Source organism: Bacillus sp. BB51/4 (assembly GCF_008368845.1).
GTDB lineage: Bacteria > Bacillota > Bacilli > Bacillales > Bacillaceae_G > Bacillus_A > Bacillus_A wiedmannii.
Map to the genome: position 1 here is coordinate 253432 of NZ_QOSC01000006.1, position 18816 is coordinate 272247.

Genomic DNA, 18816 nt, shown 5'->3' on the forward strand with positions numbered 1-18816 from the left:
CATAACGACGTGATACATACGAATCACTCCATTACAAGTCAATTTAGGTTTTGCCTGCCAAACAGTAACAATCCCGTTTATTCAATTACATAATTCATTGCGTTTCGTTACACGATGAATGTGCAACGTTACGTACACTTTTTCATCTTTTGAAAGATGACTATTATGTACTTTCCGTAAATACGCTTCAATTTTTTCTGTACAACAATACGCCTCTTCATACTTACTTTTCACTTGCTCGTATAAAAAATCATCATCGGCCGAGTTCAATTCCTTCTGCATTAAGCGCTGAGCAAAATACCGTAAATGCGTTACAAACCGACTATAATTAAATGAACTTTCATCTAAGTTCATCTTATAGTGATACTTTACAACATTTAAAATATCTTGGACGATTTTCGTCATCGCTACCGTTTGTTGCATCGCCGGCTCTCCTTGCTGCGCATTAACGAAATGTAGTGCAATTGACCCTGCTTCATCTTCAGAAAGTCTAAGCCCAGTCTCTTCTTCAATTATGTTCAAAGCTTGTAGACCAATTTCAAACTCTTTCTGATAGAACCTCTTAATCTCCCAAAGCAAAGTATTTTTAAGATCCATTCCTTCTTTATGCCGAGTTAAGGCGAAACTTAAGTGATCCGTTAATGTAAGATAAATATAATCACTTAAACTCCCCGGCAAAACAGTCTTAGCAAACTGAATAATTCTCTCTGTAATCTCTAAACTTTCTACAGGAATTTCAGTTAGCAACCTAGCAAGTTTCTCTGATAATTCTTTTGTTTCTAGCACAAAGGTCTTTTCTACCTTAGATTCATCAATCGTATCGCCTACTTTTTTCTGAAATCCCAAACCTCTGCCCATCAGTACAACTTCTGTCTCAGTATCCTTCATCGTACAAACAACATTGTTATTTAAGATTTTATGGATTCTCATATTGTTCCGCCTTCTTCTTCTTAAAGTCACAAAAGGTATAAAAAAAACCTAAACTGATTCCAAAAGCCACACTACACCCGTAGCCTCTAGATCAATTTAGGTTTTGCCTGCCGAACAGTAACAATCCTTTTACTTATTAACTTACCTTTATTATACACAAAGAGTAAGCGGTTGCAATGATAAATTATTGAATATTTTTTTACAAAGAAAAATACTAACAATCGATCAGCTGTTGCTTACATCCATTACAAGTTATGTACACAATTATATTTTACAATTACCGTAGATAACTTACATATTTCACCATGTTTATCATCCTGAATAATCAAACATAACCATTAATAAAATTCCATATAGACCCAGTAATGGTTAAAATGTTATAATAAAACTACCCTACATAGTTACTCATATTCATACTGAGGAACTAGCGTCTTATTAAGCAATGCGCATAACTCAAATAAAAAAGACACTTTACAGTGTCTTTTTTATTTATTTTCATAAGAATTATCTCTTTTATTAACAAAATCTATTAAACAACAAAGGAGAATATCGAATGGAGAATACTGTATCGAGAGAACTACGTAACATCCGTATATGCCTTATCATCTTGATCATTGTCATTGCATTTTGGGATCGTGAGAAACCTGTAGAAATTACTGACCATGGTAGTGACCCTATCGTAAACACCAGCAATATGACCCCAGTTGGCGATAATACATTTGCCTATAAAGACGAATCTAATCAAATTAAAATATTTAAATTTAACCCAGATACAAATGAAATAAAGCTAATAAAAGAGTTTTATGCTAACGAATATTAATGAAATTACATTGTACAAAAGGCAACTCAAGGTGTCTTTTTTATTTTCAAAAGGACCTGCTCATGTTTATACTTCAAAACATAAAGTAAATGGAATCCGTTAAAAAACATGAGTGACCCTTTGTTTTCCCCTCTTATTAAAGGAGGAACTATTATGGGATTTGGTGGTAGTTGCGGTGGAAGCTGCGGTTTTTCTGGAGGATTTGCACTATTAGTTGTATTGTTTATTTTATTAATCATCGTTGGAGCTTCTTGCTTCTGCTAAAAAACTATTGGAAAAGACACTCTTATATGGGTGTCTTTTCTTTGTAAACTAAAAAGCATGAGAATGAAAGCCTTTGGTCGTAATTACGACTAAAGGCTTTTTCTATATAAAAAATGAAACATAGTAAAAACAATATAATTATTTATATTGTTTTTCACTTTACAAACTATACCCAAAAAGTTGGATAGCTCCTTTTACTACTCATATTATTAATAAATAAAGCAATAACTACAATAATAAGAGAACCAACTAAAACTGGCGTTACTAAATAACTCCAACTATATGCTCCTAAAATAACGATAATTGGATCGGCCCCTGCCGGAGGGTGTGTTGTTCTTGTTAACATCATAATAGCAATCGACATACCAACTGCTAAAGCAATTGTCCAATATTCATTCCCAAACAAATGATATATTGATAGACCAATGAAAGTTGAAATCAAATGTCCTCCAATAATATTACGTGGCTGAGATAGCGGTGCATTCCAAACTCCAAACGCTAATACACAACTCGCTCCAAATGGAGCCATTAGCAATTCTGTAGAAGTTATACTCGTTAAATATGTTAAGGTGAGAATCGTTAAAAATCCCCCCAATAATCCCGTTAAAGAGTCCTTTATATTTACTTGTAATGGACTTCTTCCTTTCCCTTTCATTTTTGCAAAATACCTTACACTTATTGGTTGAGCCTCTTTCTGCTTAGCTGCTGTTATATTATCCATCATTCGCCTCCCTTATTTATCAATAATTATATCCCGAACAAAATAACCAGTCAATTCACACTTTAGGGGTTAGTTTAAAAATACAGAAAAAAAGAATCAACTGTTATAAGTTGATTCCCTAAACTTCTCCAGATTTTCGATCCTGGAATTTTGCTACCTTTTTCCGGTTCCCACATATTTTCATAGAACACCATTTTCGCTTTCCACTTTTATCTATAAATAATAAAACACAGTCAGGGTTTGAACACCCTTTAAGAGAAATAAGCTCATTTTCTGCTATTAACGTTAAAGCATCAAATGCAATTAACGATACAAGTACATCCTCAATTTCTCCAACTGGGATAGGCACTAGACGCTGTGCAATGACTTTATATGTAAATGGTGCTTTCTCAATTTGTTTTTCTAAATACGTAATAAAATCATTTGAAATTTCGTGCTGATCAGCAATTGCCTCAAACTGTTTTCTCAGTATTTCTCTTACCTCTAATATGCTAGATGTAACTTGATTCATGCGCTCTTGAATCCCTATAAGTGTTTTTTCATTCCAAAAAGGCAGATTAACCTTTATTACATATAGCCATTCTAATACATCTTCATCCGTTATTAATAAATCATAACGTTGTCCACGCCTAACTAGCTCTGTATTTACTAAATCTAATGAGAGATTTCCAGATATAAGCGGGAATTGTTTTGTTTCCTGCATGTACTCATCACCTACTCTTTAAACAATCATATTCCAAATTAATACAGAAGTACAACTTTTTTATAAACTATAAAGTATGAAGATCAAAACCTTTAGCCATAATTACGACTAAAGGATTTTTTGTATATAACTAAAAAGGAGCTGAATGTATGGAACATAATAAAAATGGAATGCTTGCTTTAATCGTTTTGTTTGTAGGACTAGCTTTTTTTGTTTTCGGCATGGTTTATCATTTATGGGGAACGGTTTAAAATTAAATAGTAATCCATTTAGAAGAAATTCAGACGCAATATCCTGAACCTCATCTCATTAAGCACCAATAATCATTTACCTAGTTATGAAACCCCTCATTATGCTTCAGGGGTTTCCACTTTAAAACAATTATAAAAAAAGGCCCCACCAATGGGGCGCTCAAAAAATAATATAAGTAAATGAATTAAAACAAATAACAGACAACTAAAATATATAAGATTAACATCATACAATCTACATATATGCAGAATTGCATAAGATTATTTATTATTACATGCTATACTAAAACAGGAGTCGACAATCGTTATTTTCTTCTTATTTTTAAAGCAATATGGATATATACCTTCTTATCGCATTTGGATTGTACAAGCAAAAGAAGACATCGTAATCGATGTCTTCTTTTCTTATATTTTTATGAATTCTTTTGAGCAGATGCTCTCCAAGCACGAAAAGATGTTGGGTGTCCAGAATGAGCTCTTTGCTTTGCAGCAGCAACAGCTGGTTTTTCTTCAATAGTCGTTGGTTTCTCTTCCACAATCGCTGATTTTTCTTCAAGAATAGTCACAGCTGTTTGTATTTTTTCCAACTGCTCTTTTAAAGCTTGCTGTTCAATCTTTAAATCCGTAAGTAAGCGTAAAATCATTTCAGAATTAGCCATACAGATCCTCCTTCCCCCAATACACAGAATAAAATACAATATGTAAACGACCCAATACCGGTGACAAAATAAGGTTGTCAACTCTTATAAAATCCCAAGTATCTTTTATTTTTCAAAAGGACCTGCTCAAGTTTATCCGTAAAAACATAAAGTAAATTAAATCCATTAATTAATGGTCTTTATGGAAGGAGGAGTTAATATGGGCTATGGCGGTAGTTGTGGTGGAGGCTGTGGTTTCGGCGGCGGATTTGCTTTACTTGTTGTACTCTTTATTTTATTAATCATCGTTGGAGCTAGTTGTTGGGGCGGCGGATTCGGCTGCTAAGGGGAGGCACTCTTGAGAGTGTCTTTTTTTTGTGTGTTTGGATGTACACCCCCTCCCCATCCGTAGTTTACCCGCGCTAAAGAACACACTGTTCTTGTTATCTTCCCCCTCAAAAATCGCACATTTTAAAATTGACATAACACTTCATGCACCATATACTGTTAACAACAGTATACTGTCATTAACAGTATAAATCCTAATTCATTCTAGGAGGTCTATTCATGAAACATACAGGAAGACATACAGGTGCATTTCTTTTGTTATTTTTAGCTGAGGGGGATAACTATGGTGGGCAATTATTGCAAAAGTGCGAAGAAGAACTTCCAGTCAATCCAATCGATAGTGCCATTTTATATCGCACACTAAAAAAATTAGAAAACGAAGGTGCAATTGAATCTTACGTAAGTACAGATCATCAAGACAAACCGAGAAAGATGTACAAAATTACACCTGCTGGAAAGGAACAATTGGCAGACTTCCAAATGGATATTGAAGAAAAAATGAAGAACTTATCCTTTTTCTTAGATAAATATAAAGACTTAAAGGAATCTGATCATGATTAACGGCGTGATACTTTACACTTTAGCCATTATTCTTACGGGGCTTTCTTTTATGAAGGACCGCACAAAAACGAAAGATGCTCTAATGAAATCATGGAAAATGTTCCGCAATCTTCTACCCGCCATGCTATCTATTATGCTTTTCGTCGGCTTATCGCTTTCTATATTAACACCGTCTTTCATCTCTTCCATCCTTGGAGAACAGTCTGGATTGTTAGGTATTGTTTATTCAGCGATACTCGGCTCCGTTGCACTTATTCCAAGCTTCGTCGTGTTCCCACTTGGTAATACGCTATTACAACACGGCGCAGGTCTACCTCAAGTTGCGGCACTCATGTCTACATTTATGTCAGTAGGAATTACAACATTGCCGATGGAACAAAAAATATTCGGACGAAGTTTTGCTTACGCACGTAATGCATCTGCATTACTCATGTCACTCCTATTCTCCTATATCATTTGGGTGGTGATGGTATGAAGGAACTAAAAAAATATCGCTTCTTTTTCATTTTATTACTGGGGCTCTTTGTCTTAACTTTTATAAATCAATCTTTAGGATGGAGCGCATTACAATTAACGGGGAATAGCATTTTAGATATGTTGTTTCTACTCCCCCCTGTCCTAGTATTTGTAGGATTACTTGATCAATGGGTGAAGAAAGAAACGCTCATGAAATATATGGGAGAAAAGTCCGGCATATATGGAATCTTATTCTCTTTATTATTAGGCGGAATTGCAGCTGGACCTCTCTACGTTGCCTTCCCAATGGCAGCACTACTATTAAAAAAAGGCGCAAGCATTCGGTACATCGTATTTTTCTTAGGCGTTTGGACAACTGCAAAATTGCCAATTCTCGTATATGAATTTTCTTCATTTGGCGCTACTTTTACACTTATTCATGTTGGTTTCGGTCTCGTATTTTTCTATGTAATGGGACTTATTTTCGAAAGGTTTTATGATCAGGGACAGTTGCTTCGGTATGATGTTACGGAGGAAATGTAATCAAATTGACCATAAAATAGGAATATGATATATTTTCGGTAGAATACTATATAAGTATGACATCAAATAAAATAGCATATAATAAAAGAAGAGATGCGCTAACATCTCTTCCCTAACTGCTACCGTATAGGGTGGTAGTTATTATAAGTTATTTCTTTTTACGAAACCCACCCTTCTGCTTCCTACGGCGCAGAGTGGGTTTTTTGTTGTCCTTATCTAGAAGTTGCTTCCGCAAAAAATACGCTGAAACTTCGCGCACAGTCGCTTTGACAAACTCTTTTACAAGGTCAAACAAAAAGTCCATATTATCACCTCCTTTCCTTCCAAATAGAAAGAAGGGATAACCACCCACCCTCACAATACGCAGTTGACTTTATTTTATCAAATAATTGTAAAGATATTATGTAAACAAAACAAATGAAATTTTACATAGTAAAAAGCCCTTCTAAACTGGGCTTTTTATATACATGCTATTACTTCCCAATTGTTATGAAAAAAACCGTCGATAAATTTCTATTTCAAATATTCAGAATTAATATTAAAATAAAAATGGGGATAGGGGTATGGGATTATAAATTTTATACATAACGAGGGAATAGAAATGAAACTACAATTAAAAGCGGATTTAGGACTACTACTAGTTACATTCTTTTGGGGTGCATCCATCCTACTTACAAAGCTTGGACTTGATGGCATAGAAGAATATAATTTAATCGCATTACGATTTATTATTGCCTTTCTTTTATCAGGTTTAATATTTTACAAACATTTATTCAAAGTTGATTTTAAAACTGTAAAATATGCATTTATACTAGCCTCTGTTTTATTTATTGTTTACATTTTCGCGACTTTCGGCACAAAGTATACGAGTGTTTCTAATGCTGGTTTCTTACTATGTCTCACAGTCATTTTCATTCCGATATTATCAGCTATATTTTTAAAACACATTCCTGAAAAGAAAGTTATAGTAGGAATCATTTTAACGATAATAGGAATTGGCTTATTAACATTAACGAGCGAATTCAAGATCGGTAACGGCGATATATTTTGCATACTGTCTGCCCTATTTTATGCGATCCACGTCATCATTACTGGAAGCGTAACGAAACATGTAAATTCCATTGCACTTGGAGTCATACAACTCGGTTTCGTCGGCCTATTTAGTCTTATTTTTTCATTCATTATAGAAACACCAAAACTTCCTAGCACGATCGACTCATGGCTAATCATATTAGCTTTAAGCATATTTTGCACCGCAGTCGCATTCATCGTGCAAGTAATTGCCCAGCAATACACGACGCCCACACATACCGGACTTATCTTTTCATTAGAACCTGTCTTTTCCGCAGGCTTTGCTTTCGTTTTCACGGGTGAAACACTTACTGGAAAAGGATACTTAGGGGCGACACTTATATTAGTAAGTGTGTTGATTGCTGAGTTGGATTTTAAGAGTTTGTTGAGTCCTAATTATAAGAAGAATATAGAGTAAACATTTCACTATGATCAATAAACATACCCTAGAAAAATATGAGTTTATATTATTTTCATGCTCTTCACTTAGATTTTCTTTCTCGATGCTATCTTCAAACAAGGTAGCATCGAAAAAATGTTAAAAGGAATTTCTCCTTAGTATCTTCTTATACTTGATGTAGTTTACATATTTGACCTTTTCTACGTTCTTTGATTACTTACTGAATAAAGTCATACAGATTTTTCGCTAACAATAAACAAGTTACTGTAATGAAAAGAGCACGAACATACCCGCTTCCTTTTTTTATAGCAAATTTGGAGCCGACAATCCCTCCAGCAATTTGAGCAATCCCCATTATAAAACCATACGCATAGTTTACTTGCCCTACATACATAAATATTAACAATGCACCAACATTACTTCCTAAATTAAGAAACTTCGCATTACCTGCTGCTTTTAAAAAATCATACCCAATAAATAAAAGAGCAAACATTAAAAATGAACCTGTGCCAGGACCTAGAAATCCATCATAAAAACCAATAGTAAAAACAAAAAAAGTAAAAATAATGACGTGTCGACCAGATAATTTCTTATGAGTAGAAATACTACCCCAATCCTTTTTGAATATCGTATAAATAGCGACTGCACCAAGCATTACCAGCATCAATGGCTTCAGTACTTCTGGGTTCATTAAATGAACAGTCCATGCACCTACTATAGAGCCTATAAAAGTGATTGGAAATAATTTTAAAGCCGATTTCAAATCAAGATTACCAGAACGATAAAACACAATATTACTAGTTGCACTCCCCATTGTTGATGCTAGCTTATTTGTGGCTACCGCACTTGCTGGATTCAATCCTGTAAATAATAAAGCTGGTAAGGCGATTAATCCACCACCACCTACAACTGAATCAATAAATGCAGCTACAAATCCAAAAACAATCAAAATCATTAATACAGATGGGTCTAAATAAAAATCCATATTAGTAGCCTCCCTTTTAGTCACTATCAGAATAGTAACTAATAATTTGCTAAATGTAAACAGTTATTGTAACGTTGAAATATAAAAGAAAACATCGGAGGACGAAAAAAGTGGACTACATAGTGCAACAGCTTAAAAAAATGGGTTTTAATGAATATGAAGCTAAATCTTATGTATCTCTTGTTAAACAGGGGCCTGTCACAGCCTACCAAGTGAGTAAGGATTCAGGTGTCCCAAGAGCACGAATTTACGAGATTTTGGGTAACCTTGTAGAAAAAGGAATTGTCATGAAGGAAGAAATAAATGATACCACTCGCTATTCACCTCTACCGGTTGAAGTCTTTTTACAGAAGGCTCAATCAGAATGGCAGTCTACTTATGAAGGAATCAGTGATTCATTAAAAAAACTAGAAACTTCCGAGGAAAAAACAGATAATCGAGTGATTACTTTAAAAGACAATAAAACAATCATTAGCTATTGTCAGGCATTAATAAAAAAAGCAGAACGACGTATTGTCATTTCAATGTGGGATGAGATGTATGAAGCGTTAAAAGAAGATCTATCTGAAGTAGCTGATAAAGTTACAATACAAGGTATTACCCTACATGTTGAAAATCCCATTAAAAATTTAGAAGCCCATCGTATCACACCCTATACAGAAACCCGTTCTACAGAACATTGGTTTATTTTATCGATAGATTCTAAAGAGATGATTTATGGACCATCACTTGAAGAGCGTAATATTGCTTTTTATACAGATGACCCCGTTCATATATACCTATTAGAGGATTATGTATGGCATGATGTTTTAGTAAATCGACTTGTCCGACGTAGCCAAGATGATTTGCAGCAATGGATTACTGCAGAGAGAAGATCTTTCTTTATGGAAAAATAAGAAACATATTCAAAGAATCAAAGAATTTTAGGTGCGACACTTATATTAGTAAGTATGTTGATTGCTGAGGTGGATTTTAAAGGGAATGTGGAATAGGCATTTTACTGAGATAGATGAACATGCCCCAGGAAAAATAATTTTTCACGCCCTACACCAGTATTTATCTAAACGATACTGGTGTTTTAAGCTTTTAATATAAAAGGCTGCTATGCTTAGTAAAGCATAACAGCCTCCTTTCACTTCAATTAACTAATCTCATTTTTTATGGATAATAACATCGTTTCAATTTCACTGATTTCTTTACCTATTCGAGACATTGCCTCAAACTTCTCATCAGCATCAACTAACATTTTGCCTATTTCCTCAGTAACCTGTTCATATATTTTCAATATACTTTCTTTCGCTATTGTCAATGCTTCTTCTTCAAATTTATGCAGTTGAATATTTAATTGTGTTCTTACCTCCTGCATTGCGTTAATTCTTCTATTCATTGCTTCACGTTGTAAAATATTATTTGCTTCTATTTCTGCCTGTATCCTATCTAGATTTTTTGACATATCATCTTTTTTAAATAGCTTAGCAATCCCTGTAATAAGTAATCCAATTTTAATTATAGGAGGCATCGGTAACGTCTCCACTATCGGTACTATACTCAATAGTTTCTCTATTGTGCCTTCATTATTATCATTAGATGTAATCATCGATTTATTAATTGAACTTTCAATACCACTAGAATTTGTAGATTCAAAATTTACTGTTACTCTAATTTTTGCCGTCTTAATAAAAGAATCAAACTCTGTATGACATACATGAGCAAATGTATTTACTTTATCTTTAATATATCCATTTACACGATTAGAGAGATCTAATTGAGTTGCTTCAATATCATTTCCTGAAATAATTTGATTATACAGTAACTCTTGATATCTATTTCTTTCCGATTTTATAAATGTTTGTAGCTCGTTTAAAGAAAGATTTTTCTGCCCTTCTATATCTTCGAGCAATTCTTTAAATTGTTTTTTTTCACTTCCAAACATATTATTATTTAATACATTTGATATCTCTTTTACTACATCTACCAATAACTCTAGTGGTGTTAATAATAATTTGACACCACTAATTTTTTTTAATTGCTCAGTTATAAGGATCTCAAGATTTTGTATTTTGCTAAACTGTAATAATTTTGTTTTATTCTCTACTTTTCCCTTATACGCCATATTTGCATTTACTACAATAAATTCATATCTTTCCGAAATATCTCCTGTCAAATGCTTAACTTGTGCTGCTTTTAAAATATTTTGATATAATTTAACTCTAATTTTTTCTAGTCTTTCATTGTCACTACTTTGTTTATTATTTAAAACAATAATTAACGGTTTATTCTGAGCCATAATTTCTACTAATTGTTCAGCTACAAAACTACTATCAAACGTATCACTATCATCAATAACAAACATAATGATATCGTGTTTTTTCAGTTCTGCTTGAGAAATATAGAAATCTTCTATCGGTCCATTCACACCAGGCGTATCTACTAAATGAAAATTCCCCCATTTATAGTACGAAACTTGATGTGTTTCTGGAACATCAGCAACACTTGCTTTCATTTCACCAAATATGGCATTTAACAATGTGCTTTTCCCAGCGTTATAGACCCCATAAAACATTAAACTCGGCTCTACTCTTTGCAATAACGTATCGATTTTATTAAAACTCTCATCAACAGAGATTTCAACATCTGCCCTTTCATATAACTCCATTGTTTTCTTTAATTGCAACAACAGTTCACTTTTATAATCACGAATTTTTGTGTTCAAAATTTTCACTTCCTACATCATTTCATTTTTTAATTTTATTTCTACTTCATTTAATTTTTCTATTATGCTAGCTACAATTTCTTTTTCTTTTTTAAAATAATTCTCTGATATATTACTTAAAGTTTTAGTTACAATTGGTTGTAGCTCCTTCTCTAATATAGAAAATATACTATCAATAACTTCCTTAGCATTATCACCGACTGCCACTTTTCTTTCAACTGTATTGTTAACTATCTTTATATCTTTATATTCTGCTCCAAAAAACGCACCAATATGTTCAACTATTCCTTTTGGGTCCCTATTATATTCTTTAACCGAATATTCCTTATATGAATATTCTTCATATCTAGCTTCTAAATTGACATTCAAATTTATATTTAATGTTTTCATATTTTCATATGTAAAATCTTTTAATAATTGGGATACCGATTTTTTTAACGTTTCATTAAAGTTATCCGTAATTACTTGAATTATATTTTCACCACGCGATTCAATACTTTCCTCTCTTTGTAACGCCATACTCATTTTTGAAATTTCCATATCAATAGCCCGAATAGAATTCAAATGAACTTCTCTAACCAATTTATTTTGTAAATTATTTACCTCTTCTATCTTTTGACTAATATTATTACTTATTGATTGAAATGCTGATTTCATTTGCTGAATTCCGTCCATATTATTACTTTCAGATTTCACACCATATATAATATCTTCTATTATACTATTCACTCTTTGTCTCGGGCTTTTTTGCTTTAATAATAAAGCCTCTTCTTTCACAAGACTGCCGAGTTTTTTATAAAATGCAGGTATACCACTATCAATAAACAAATCTAAATCATTCTCAACTAAAGCTTTCCGTGCCAGATGAGTACTAATACTAATACTTTCCACACCTTGCATATAATCTATTGATGGGTTCTTTACAAATAACTCCTTAACATATCCTTCCTGTTCTTCCCTATCCTTTTTAGTCTTCGCAACTAGTGCTTGAACAATTTCTCCATCAACTTCATCATACTCTAATACATCTGATTTATTAATTACAACAAGCATCGGCTTCTGTTTATTCATCAATCTACTCATTTCTACGAACTCATCATATTTAGCTGGAGATGATGATGACATAACAAATAATACTAAATCAGCATATTCAACATATCGTTTTGCCAAATCTTCATTTTCTCCATTAATAGAATGAATTCCAGGTGAATCTACCCATGTCAATCCTTCATTCAATGTATAATACTGTATAGTAGTTGTTTCTTCCGTAGCATTTTCTTTAAAACGATTATTCGGTAGCTGTACAGGCTCTTTTGAATTAACTCCACCTGCAAAATCATATACAAAAAATGGTGGTATTTGCTTGTAGTAATCCGAAACTTCCTTTGTACTACCAGCAATAAAATTTCCAATTGAACTTTTTCCTACATTGACGTTTCCGAAAACAACAAATAACACCGACTTTTCGAATTGATTAATGAATTCTTGACCATCGATATGTGATTTAACAACTTGCAACCACGTCTCACTTCTCTCTTTGTATTGCTGTAGTGCTTCATGTAACTGACCAATAAATTCATTATTTTTCTCATTTATTTCTATATCACTAAAAAAATGATGAAAGTCTTGAATAATTGTATGTATGTTTTGATCTTTTTGATGAATACGTTTTGAAAATTGGTTTAATTTCTCTCCTGCCAATTCTACATTTGTTTGAAATTCATTGATTATATTTACAATTTCTAAATTCATATATGCATACCTTCAAATTCTTCGTTTATTATTTTTAAAGATGTTATTCTTTCTTCCAACATTTCGCTATCAGTAACACATTTTTTCATTTGAGCAATTTGATGATCAATTTGCTTTTTGAAAAATGGATAAACATCATTAAACTGACTAATAAAATCAGCAATATAACATTTATATAATTCATTCACTTCATCATAAGCATAGATTTCCACATCTTCTACCATCTCTTTAGCATGACTTCTCACATCATCAATAGCGCCTTTAATTTCCCAATTATAACAATTAACATCTTTATATTTAGTTCCTCCAAAAATCCCTCTAACCTCTTTATATGTCGTACTCTCTTCAATCCACATATTACTTGAATAACTAGTTAAATAATGTTTTGCTGAATGGAAGAAATCCTGTCGTATTATTTTTGCCCGGCGATATGCCTCTTCAACACTACTTTTTAATCTATCAATTTCTCCATCTTTTTTTAAACTCAGTTCAAGTACAGGTATATTATCTGCATTTTTTATCACACTGTAATATATTTCTTTTAATTCGTTGTATGTTTTATACAACTCCATCTTTACAGAGTTTATTTTTCCGTCAGGAGCAATAAAATTTTGATAGTCCGCAACCAATCCTAAAGCCCTTTCTCTTGCTGCAGAAGCTGCATTTTTTATTGCCTTTTCACACGCTTTTTGAGCTTCCTCTTTTGCTCTATATTTAGAATCATAATTTTCACAATACGAGCTGTCTTCATATGAAAAATAAGGAGTTAAAAAATTACTTCTAACTACTTTTTCATCTTGCAACCCGTTGATGGTATATTTTACTTTTCCAAGTATTTCTTTTTTCACTTTTTCCATCGCATATATTTGATTCACTATACTATCTATCTCCACTTTCCTCTCCTGAGCTCCTTGCAATTCTATCGTGACCTTTCCCATCACTTTCTCTAACGATTTTTTTACAGATTGTTTAAAATATGTTTGCTTCTTTTCTTTATTTACTTCTTTTATTAATATTTCTTTCAAGCATAAAACATTGCTTGCCTTAACTAATAATTGCTTCTCCTCAGACACCCCTCTTAAATAACCAATTGAATTAACAGAGATTATATGAGCAAATTGACCTTCAAATATTTTTTCACATTGATTCTGTATCACCGATTTTATTTTATTAATCGTGGCCTCCTCAACTTGATCAGCATGAGATAAAACTAAAATAGAAGAATTTAAAAACCCTTCTGTACCTTGAAATATACTAGAAATTTCATGAATGGCGTCACATTCTACTCGACTTAATTCTCCATCCTCAATATTATGAACAAAGATAATTACATCTGCATTTTTGTATCCTTCAAATGCTTCATTTGTATCTTCTTCATTAGCATTTAACCCAGGTGTATCAACAAGAACATAATCTGGCAGTTCAACCTTTTTATTAACTGTTGTTGTCCTAATAACACCACTATTAAATTCCTCTTTATCACATAAAGCATTAAATAAAGAACTTTTTCCCGCTTTTAACAATCCCGTATTTATAATTACTGGCTTTACACCTTTCTCTTCTACTATGTTTATAACCTTATTAATATTTGATTGAATTTCTTGTAACCCTAGATTTTTTGAAATCTCTTCAATCTGTTTCAATTCTTGAATATTCATCGCACTTCCTCCATAAATCTCGTTATATATGTTTCAACTTTTTCATCTACTCTATCGCGCAACTCACATTCTATTAGAAACTCTAATACTTCTATTTCCAAACTTTCATCTACATCAATTATATTTCTTATATGAATTGCAACATTTTCTATATAATTCAAGCCATATTTTCTTCCTAATTTCATTTTTTCCATATATTCAGTTACAAAGAATTCATTTTCATCAAAGTACAGAATTAATTCTACTTGTATCGCCGTTAATTCTTCATCACTTATATGATCGATTATGTCACCATCAAAATTATTTTCTCCCCAATATAAAAAACCACTTCTACCTTTCACTAAAGAGTAAATACTATGAGAAAAAACTCGTTCCTCCTTCTGTTCAATTCCCCATCTATTCAAGTTCAACAGTTTTTCAAATTGGTATTTACACAGCTCAACATCTGCAACATGAGAAAACTCTTCACAAAGTCTGAAGAATAAATTTATATACTTGCTATGTTGTTTAAAATTTTTCCCATTATCTTCTTCAATATTATAATTTTGATATATAAACAAACTTTCAGGATTTATAAAATTAGGATTTTTCATTTCTTCGGAATAATTCTTACATATTTTCTTTCTATAATTTATCATTATTCTAAACATAAGATACGGATATATCTTTTTTCTCTCATCGTTTTGAGTACAGAAATAATGTATATATTCTATATTTTCATCTATTATTTTCTCTTGTTGGACGTTCTCATAATATAAATCGGCCAGTGTTTTCTTATCAACATTTGATATTTGTTCACCAGATTTATTTTCCTTCTTGCATACTAATTTTTTTAATGTATCGTAACTTTTTTCAGCGTTACAGATAAAATTCCATTTCTCCTCAAATTCATCTATTCTATTTTTGAGTTGAATATAATTTGCCCAACTACTTCTACTTTTAGGCCGAATCTTATTATCCTTAATTTCAAAAATATAATCGTCATTTTGAATAAAATTGAACAGAACTAACAATAACTCTTCTTTATATTCTAATTTACTACAAAGAGCTAAAATGAAATTCATTTTATTATTAAGGGGCAAATCATTATTCCTACAAGTCTCCATAAGGCTATCATGGTAATTCTTCATTTCTCGAGCAATAGCTTCTTCATCTTTTCCGTAATTTTGGATAATTTCGCGATCCGTCAAATGTGCATCTACCATCTCATCCAAAAGTTTTTCTAATTCATAAGCAAATGAACTCATTTCTCATCCCCACACTCTCTATTTTACCTCTGTTCCATTTTATTCTATTTTTTCTTATTAGACTATTATTTCCAGTTCCCCTTATAAAAAATTTTTTCGGAACTCAAATACCTTTACTTTCCTAAATTAATTTAATACTTTTTAATGTCATACTCTTTCTTATCCTATTAGTTACTAAATAAAAAACAAATAAAGCACCCAACACAAATTGGATGCGGATGATCTTCTTTCCCGATTCAATAATTTTCTATTTACTCCTTCCCCTCCACAAACCGCCCAAACTCCTTCAAAAACCTCAGCTTAAAACTCCCCACAGGCCCATTCCGATGCTTCGCCACATGAATCTCTGTCATCTCTTTCTGCTTCGTTTCCTTATCGTAATAATCCTCGCGATACATAAGCATAATCACATCCGCATCTTGCTCAATTTGTCCTGTCTCTCTTAAATCAGATAAAAGAGGGCGCTTATCTTGCCGTGCTTCTACCGAACGAGATAATTGCGACAACGCCACTACACAAACATTTAATTCACGTGCTAATACCTTAAGCTTACGAGAAATTTCACTAATCTCTTGAAATCGATTGCCTTTATGCTTCGGATCGCCCGTAATAAGCTGCAAGTAATCTACAATAATTAAAATCTTTTTATCACCGTGCTTCCTCTTTAACTTACGAGTTTGCATCCAAATATCTTGCACCGAAATGCCTGCGTTATCGTAAATCTCAAGCGGTAATTCACCAATCTCCGCAAACGCCTTACTCACCCTTTCCCAATCTTCCATCGCAAAACGGTGCTTCGGATTTTTCAGCCTACCTCCTGACACTTCACCTACGCAAGACGCCATCCTTTTTAACAATTGCTTACTACTCATCTCTAATGAAAATAATCCAACCGCCGCTCCAAACTTCGCCGCATGCAGTCCAACATTTAGCGCAAACGCAGTTTTCCCCATAGAAGGACGCGCGCCAAGAACGACAAAATCACCTTCCTGCAATCCGCACATCATTTTATTTAGCGATGTATAACCAGTCTCAATACCAGTAATCTCTTTCGCATCTTGATGAAGCTCTTCATATAAATCCACTAGCGCATCCTTCAAATCAAACTCACATACACAATCCTTTTCCTCTAACTCACAAAGTGCCGTAATCGTCTCACCAATAATTTTCTCACTCTTCTCCGCAATAAGACGCTCTCCCATCTTGTGCCCAAGAACACCTGCCTGATACATTTTCCAGGCACCTCGAACAAGCCCCTCATAATAAGAGAAGTTAGCAATTGTAGGCACACCGTCCATTAACCCTATAAAATACTCCATTCCCCCGATTCCCTCCAAAAACTTCGGATCTATCCTAGAAATGAACGTCACAAGATCAATCGGTTGCCCCTCTTCTTCCATTTTTCACATTAACTGAAATATAGACTTATGCACCGGCATCGAAAAATACTGCTCCGTCAAACGGCACTCCTTAATAAGCTCTCCATCAAGCAATAGAGAACCTAGCACCGTCTTTTCCGCTTCCACATTTTGAATACTCATGGACGCCACCCGCGCTCCGCTAAAAAGCGCTGCAACTCTTCCTCTGATGGCGCATTCTTCTCCCACTCCTCACACCTCGCCAAAAACTCCTCCGTCTCCCCCGTACTAACAGACGACTCCTTCTTCCGAAACTTAGCCGTATCCGCCTCAACCTCACACACTTTCGTAAAGCCTTTCCCATGCCACCCTCTCAAAATCCCCTTCACATAAGCAATCGTCCGCTTATTATTCTCAAACGCAATTTGAAGAGCCTTCAGCACAAGCTCCTCTGACAAATCATCCATCCACGCACTCAGTTCCTCCACCGCAAACGGAGACAAACTACCAAAATGTTGCTCATAAAAAGAAAACACGCGACTTCCCGTTTCTTCCTCTATAACCTCTTCTTCCTCTGTCTCCTCACAAACCGGATCAACATCATCCATAGCCAAATCACCTGGCATACCGAAATGTGCTAAAAGCATCGGAACATGCAGCTCCTCCTCTACGCACTTCTGAAGAAACATATGTACAAACTCCTTATTCTTCACACCCTTCAGCTCACGGAGCACACACTTCTCCACATTCGTATTCGTCACAGGATTATAACGAAGCCAATTCAAAACGAATAGTTCCCGAGTATCCGCATCATAAAGAATCTTCCCATAATCAACAAAGCGCTGCACAAGCTTATCAACAGTCTCCCGATTATAACCCGTCTCCATCTCAGCTAACCGCTTCGGAAAAGGAAAAATCCCGCACTGCGTCGTCTTCGAACAAGTCAACAAATACACATAAAAATACCGCTCCTCCGGCGTCAAATCCAAAACAAAATCATCCTGCCAAAAATTCACCTGCACATTACGATACACCGCCATCCCAATTCCTCCCGTCTCCGTTCAAAAATGAAAACCTCTTCATAATATATATGGGAGGATGGCCGGGTTTTTGGCGTGTTATTTCAAATTTTTTTTTGACTGCTACTACGGTGTTTGTTGGTGTTTTTGTTTTGTTGTGTTTTTTCTTAGTGATTTATTACTTGGTAGGGGCTTGTAAGGGGCTTATGAGGGGCTAGGATAGTTCTATTTTGGAGGATGCTTCGTTCTTCTTTTTAGTAGCTTAAACTCATTCGCTCTCTTTGTACTACCTGCAACAATAAATTTATAAGTTAAGTAATCGTACAAATCACCTTTTGAATATCCATTAATAACAACCTAAAATAAGTGGGTGGTTTA

Annotated in this window: 19 protein-coding genes and 1 pseudogene; 8 read left to right on the forward strand and 12 right to left on the reverse strand. The window is 33.7% G+C overall.

Going from position 1 to position 18816, the window contains the following annotated elements; translation table 11 throughout:
• Positions 1–81: 81 nt before the first annotated feature.
• Entirely contained in the window at positions 82–930 is an 849-nt protein-coding gene (licT, locus tag DN392_RS07400) for a BglG family transcription antiterminator LicT (protein ID WP_001219872.1), read from the reverse strand.
• 553 nt (positions 931–1483) lie between these two features.
• On the opposite strand from licT, the gene DN392_RS07405 reads away from it, so the two are divergent.
• Together DN392_RS07405 and DN392_RS07410 are read left to right on the forward strand one after the other, a co-directional pair.
• Positions 1484–1750, forward strand: a complete 267-nt coding sequence (locus DN392_RS07405) for a YmzC family protein (protein ID WP_000432378.1) — start codon at positions 1484–1486, stop codon at positions 1748–1750.
• Between the two features lie 153 nt (positions 1751–1903).
• Complete coding sequence (locus DN392_RS07410; RefSeq protein WP_000505686.1) at positions 1904–2014, forward strand: YjcZ family sporulation protein; 111 nt, start codon at positions 1904–1906, stop codon at positions 2012–2014.
• A 166-nt stretch (positions 2015–2180) separates the two neighbouring features.
• Here the strand turns inward: DN392_RS07410 and DN392_RS07415 are convergent, their stop codons facing one another.
• The 3 genes from DN392_RS07415 to DN392_RS07425 form a co-directional block, all read right to left on the reverse strand.
• A complete protein-coding gene (locus DN392_RS07415; protein ID WP_000368837.1) occupies positions 2181–2735 on the reverse strand; it encodes an HPP family protein in 555 nt (184 codons plus the stop codon).
• 118 nt (positions 2736–2853) lie between these two features.
• A complete protein-coding gene (locus tag DN392_RS07420) occupies positions 2854–3438 on the reverse strand; it encodes a CGNR zinc finger domain-containing protein (protein WP_149237977.1) in 585 nt (194 codons plus the stop codon).
• A gap of 664 nt (positions 3439–4102) precedes the next feature.
• Positions 4103–4348, reverse strand: coding sequence for a hypothetical protein (locus tag DN392_RS07425; protein ID WP_149237978.1), 246 nt, complete (start codon positions 4346–4348; stop codon positions 4103–4105).
• 199 nt (positions 4349–4547) lie between these two features.
• Between DN392_RS07425 and DN392_RS07430 the strand changes: the two genes are divergently transcribed.
• From DN392_RS07430 to DN392_RS07445, 4 genes are all read left to right on the forward strand, one after another.
• The gene (locus DN392_RS07430; protein ID WP_000540377.1) at positions 4548–4673 is read left to right on the forward strand and encodes a YjcZ family sporulation protein; all 126 of its coding nucleotides are present in this window, start codon (positions 4548–4550) and stop codon (positions 4671–4673) included.
• Between the two features lie 221 nt (positions 4674–4894).
• Complete coding sequence (locus DN392_RS07435) at positions 4895–5236, forward strand: PadR family transcriptional regulator (RefSeq protein ID WP_000683187.1); 342 nt, start codon at positions 4895–4897, stop codon at positions 5234–5236.
• Positions 5229–5711, forward strand: coding sequence for a hypothetical protein (locus tag DN392_RS07440; protein ID WP_016133784.1), 483 nt, complete (start codon positions 5229–5231; stop codon positions 5709–5711). Before DN392_RS07435 ends, DN392_RS07440 begins: the two co-directional genes overlap by 8 nt.
• Positions 5708–6235 (forward strand): permease, encoded by a 528-nt coding sequence (locus tag DN392_RS07445; protein WP_016089079.1) that lies wholly within the window; start codon positions 5708–5710, stop codon positions 6233–6235. The genes DN392_RS07440 and DN392_RS07445 overlap by 4 nt, the downstream gene beginning before the upstream one ends.
• A 148-nt stretch (positions 6236–6383) precedes the next feature.
• On the opposite strand, the gene DN392_RS30290 is transcribed toward DN392_RS07445, so the two are convergent.
• Positions 6384–6539: a hypothetical protein gene (locus DN392_RS30290; RefSeq protein WP_179955921.1), complete on the reverse strand. Its 156-nt coding sequence runs from the start codon at positions 6537–6539 to the stop codon at positions 6384–6386.
• Positions 6540–6836: 297 nt separating this feature from the next.
• On the opposite strand from DN392_RS30290, the gene DN392_RS07450 reads away from it, so the two are divergent.
• Positions 6837–7724, forward strand: a complete 888-nt coding sequence (locus tag DN392_RS07450) for a DMT family transporter (protein ID WP_098058766.1) — start codon at positions 6837–6839, stop codon at positions 7722–7724.
• A gap of 199 nt (positions 7725–7923) precedes the next feature.
• Here DN392_RS07450 and DN392_RS07455 read toward each other — a convergent pair whose 3' ends face one another.
• On the reverse strand, positions 7924–8691 hold the full coding sequence (locus DN392_RS07455) for a TSUP family transporter (protein WP_149237979.1): 768 nt from the start codon (positions 8689–8691) through the stop codon (positions 7924–7926).
• A gap of 110 nt (positions 8692–8801) precedes the next feature.
• On the opposite strand from DN392_RS07455, the gene DN392_RS07460 reads away from it, so the two are divergent.
• A complete protein-coding gene (locus tag DN392_RS07460) occupies positions 8802–9587 on the forward strand; it encodes a TrmB family transcriptional regulator (protein ID WP_149237980.1) in 786 nt (261 codons plus the stop codon).
• A gap of 245 nt (positions 9588–9832) precedes the next feature.
• On the opposite strand, the gene DN392_RS07465 is transcribed toward DN392_RS07460, so the two are convergent.
• The 6 genes and pseudogenes from DN392_RS07465 to DN392_RS07490 form a co-directional block, all read right to left on the reverse strand.
• Positions 9833–11413 carry a GTPase gene (locus DN392_RS07465; protein WP_255447884.1) on the reverse strand — a complete coding sequence of 527 codons (1581 nt, stop codon included), beginning with the start codon at positions 11411–11413 and terminating at the stop codon, positions 9833–9835.
• 3 nt (positions 11414–11416) lie between these two features.
• Entirely contained in the window at positions 11417–13156 is a 1740-nt protein-coding gene (locus tag DN392_RS07470) for a GTPase (RefSeq protein WP_149237981.1), read from the reverse strand.
• On the reverse strand, positions 13153–14814 hold the full coding sequence (locus DN392_RS07475; RefSeq protein ID WP_149237982.1) for a GTPase: 1662 nt from the start codon (positions 14812–14814) through the stop codon (positions 13153–13155). The genes DN392_RS07470 and DN392_RS07475 overlap by 4 nt, the downstream gene beginning before the upstream one ends.
• Positions 14811–16061, reverse strand: coding sequence for a hypothetical protein (locus DN392_RS07480; RefSeq protein WP_149237983.1), 1251 nt, complete (start codon positions 16059–16061; stop codon positions 14811–14813). Before DN392_RS07480 ends, DN392_RS07475 begins: the two co-directional genes overlap by 4 nt.
• 251 nt (positions 16062–16312) lie before the next feature.
• Positions 16313–17602, reverse strand: a pseudogene (gene dnaB, locus DN392_RS07485) (replicative DNA helicase).
• A complete protein-coding gene (locus DN392_RS07490) occupies positions 17599–18459 on the reverse strand; it encodes a DnaD domain-containing protein (protein ID WP_149237984.1) in 861 nt (286 codons plus the stop codon). Before DN392_RS07490 ends, dnaB begins: the two are co-directional and overlap by 4 nt.
• Between the last annotated feature and the right edge of the window lie 357 nt (positions 18460–18816).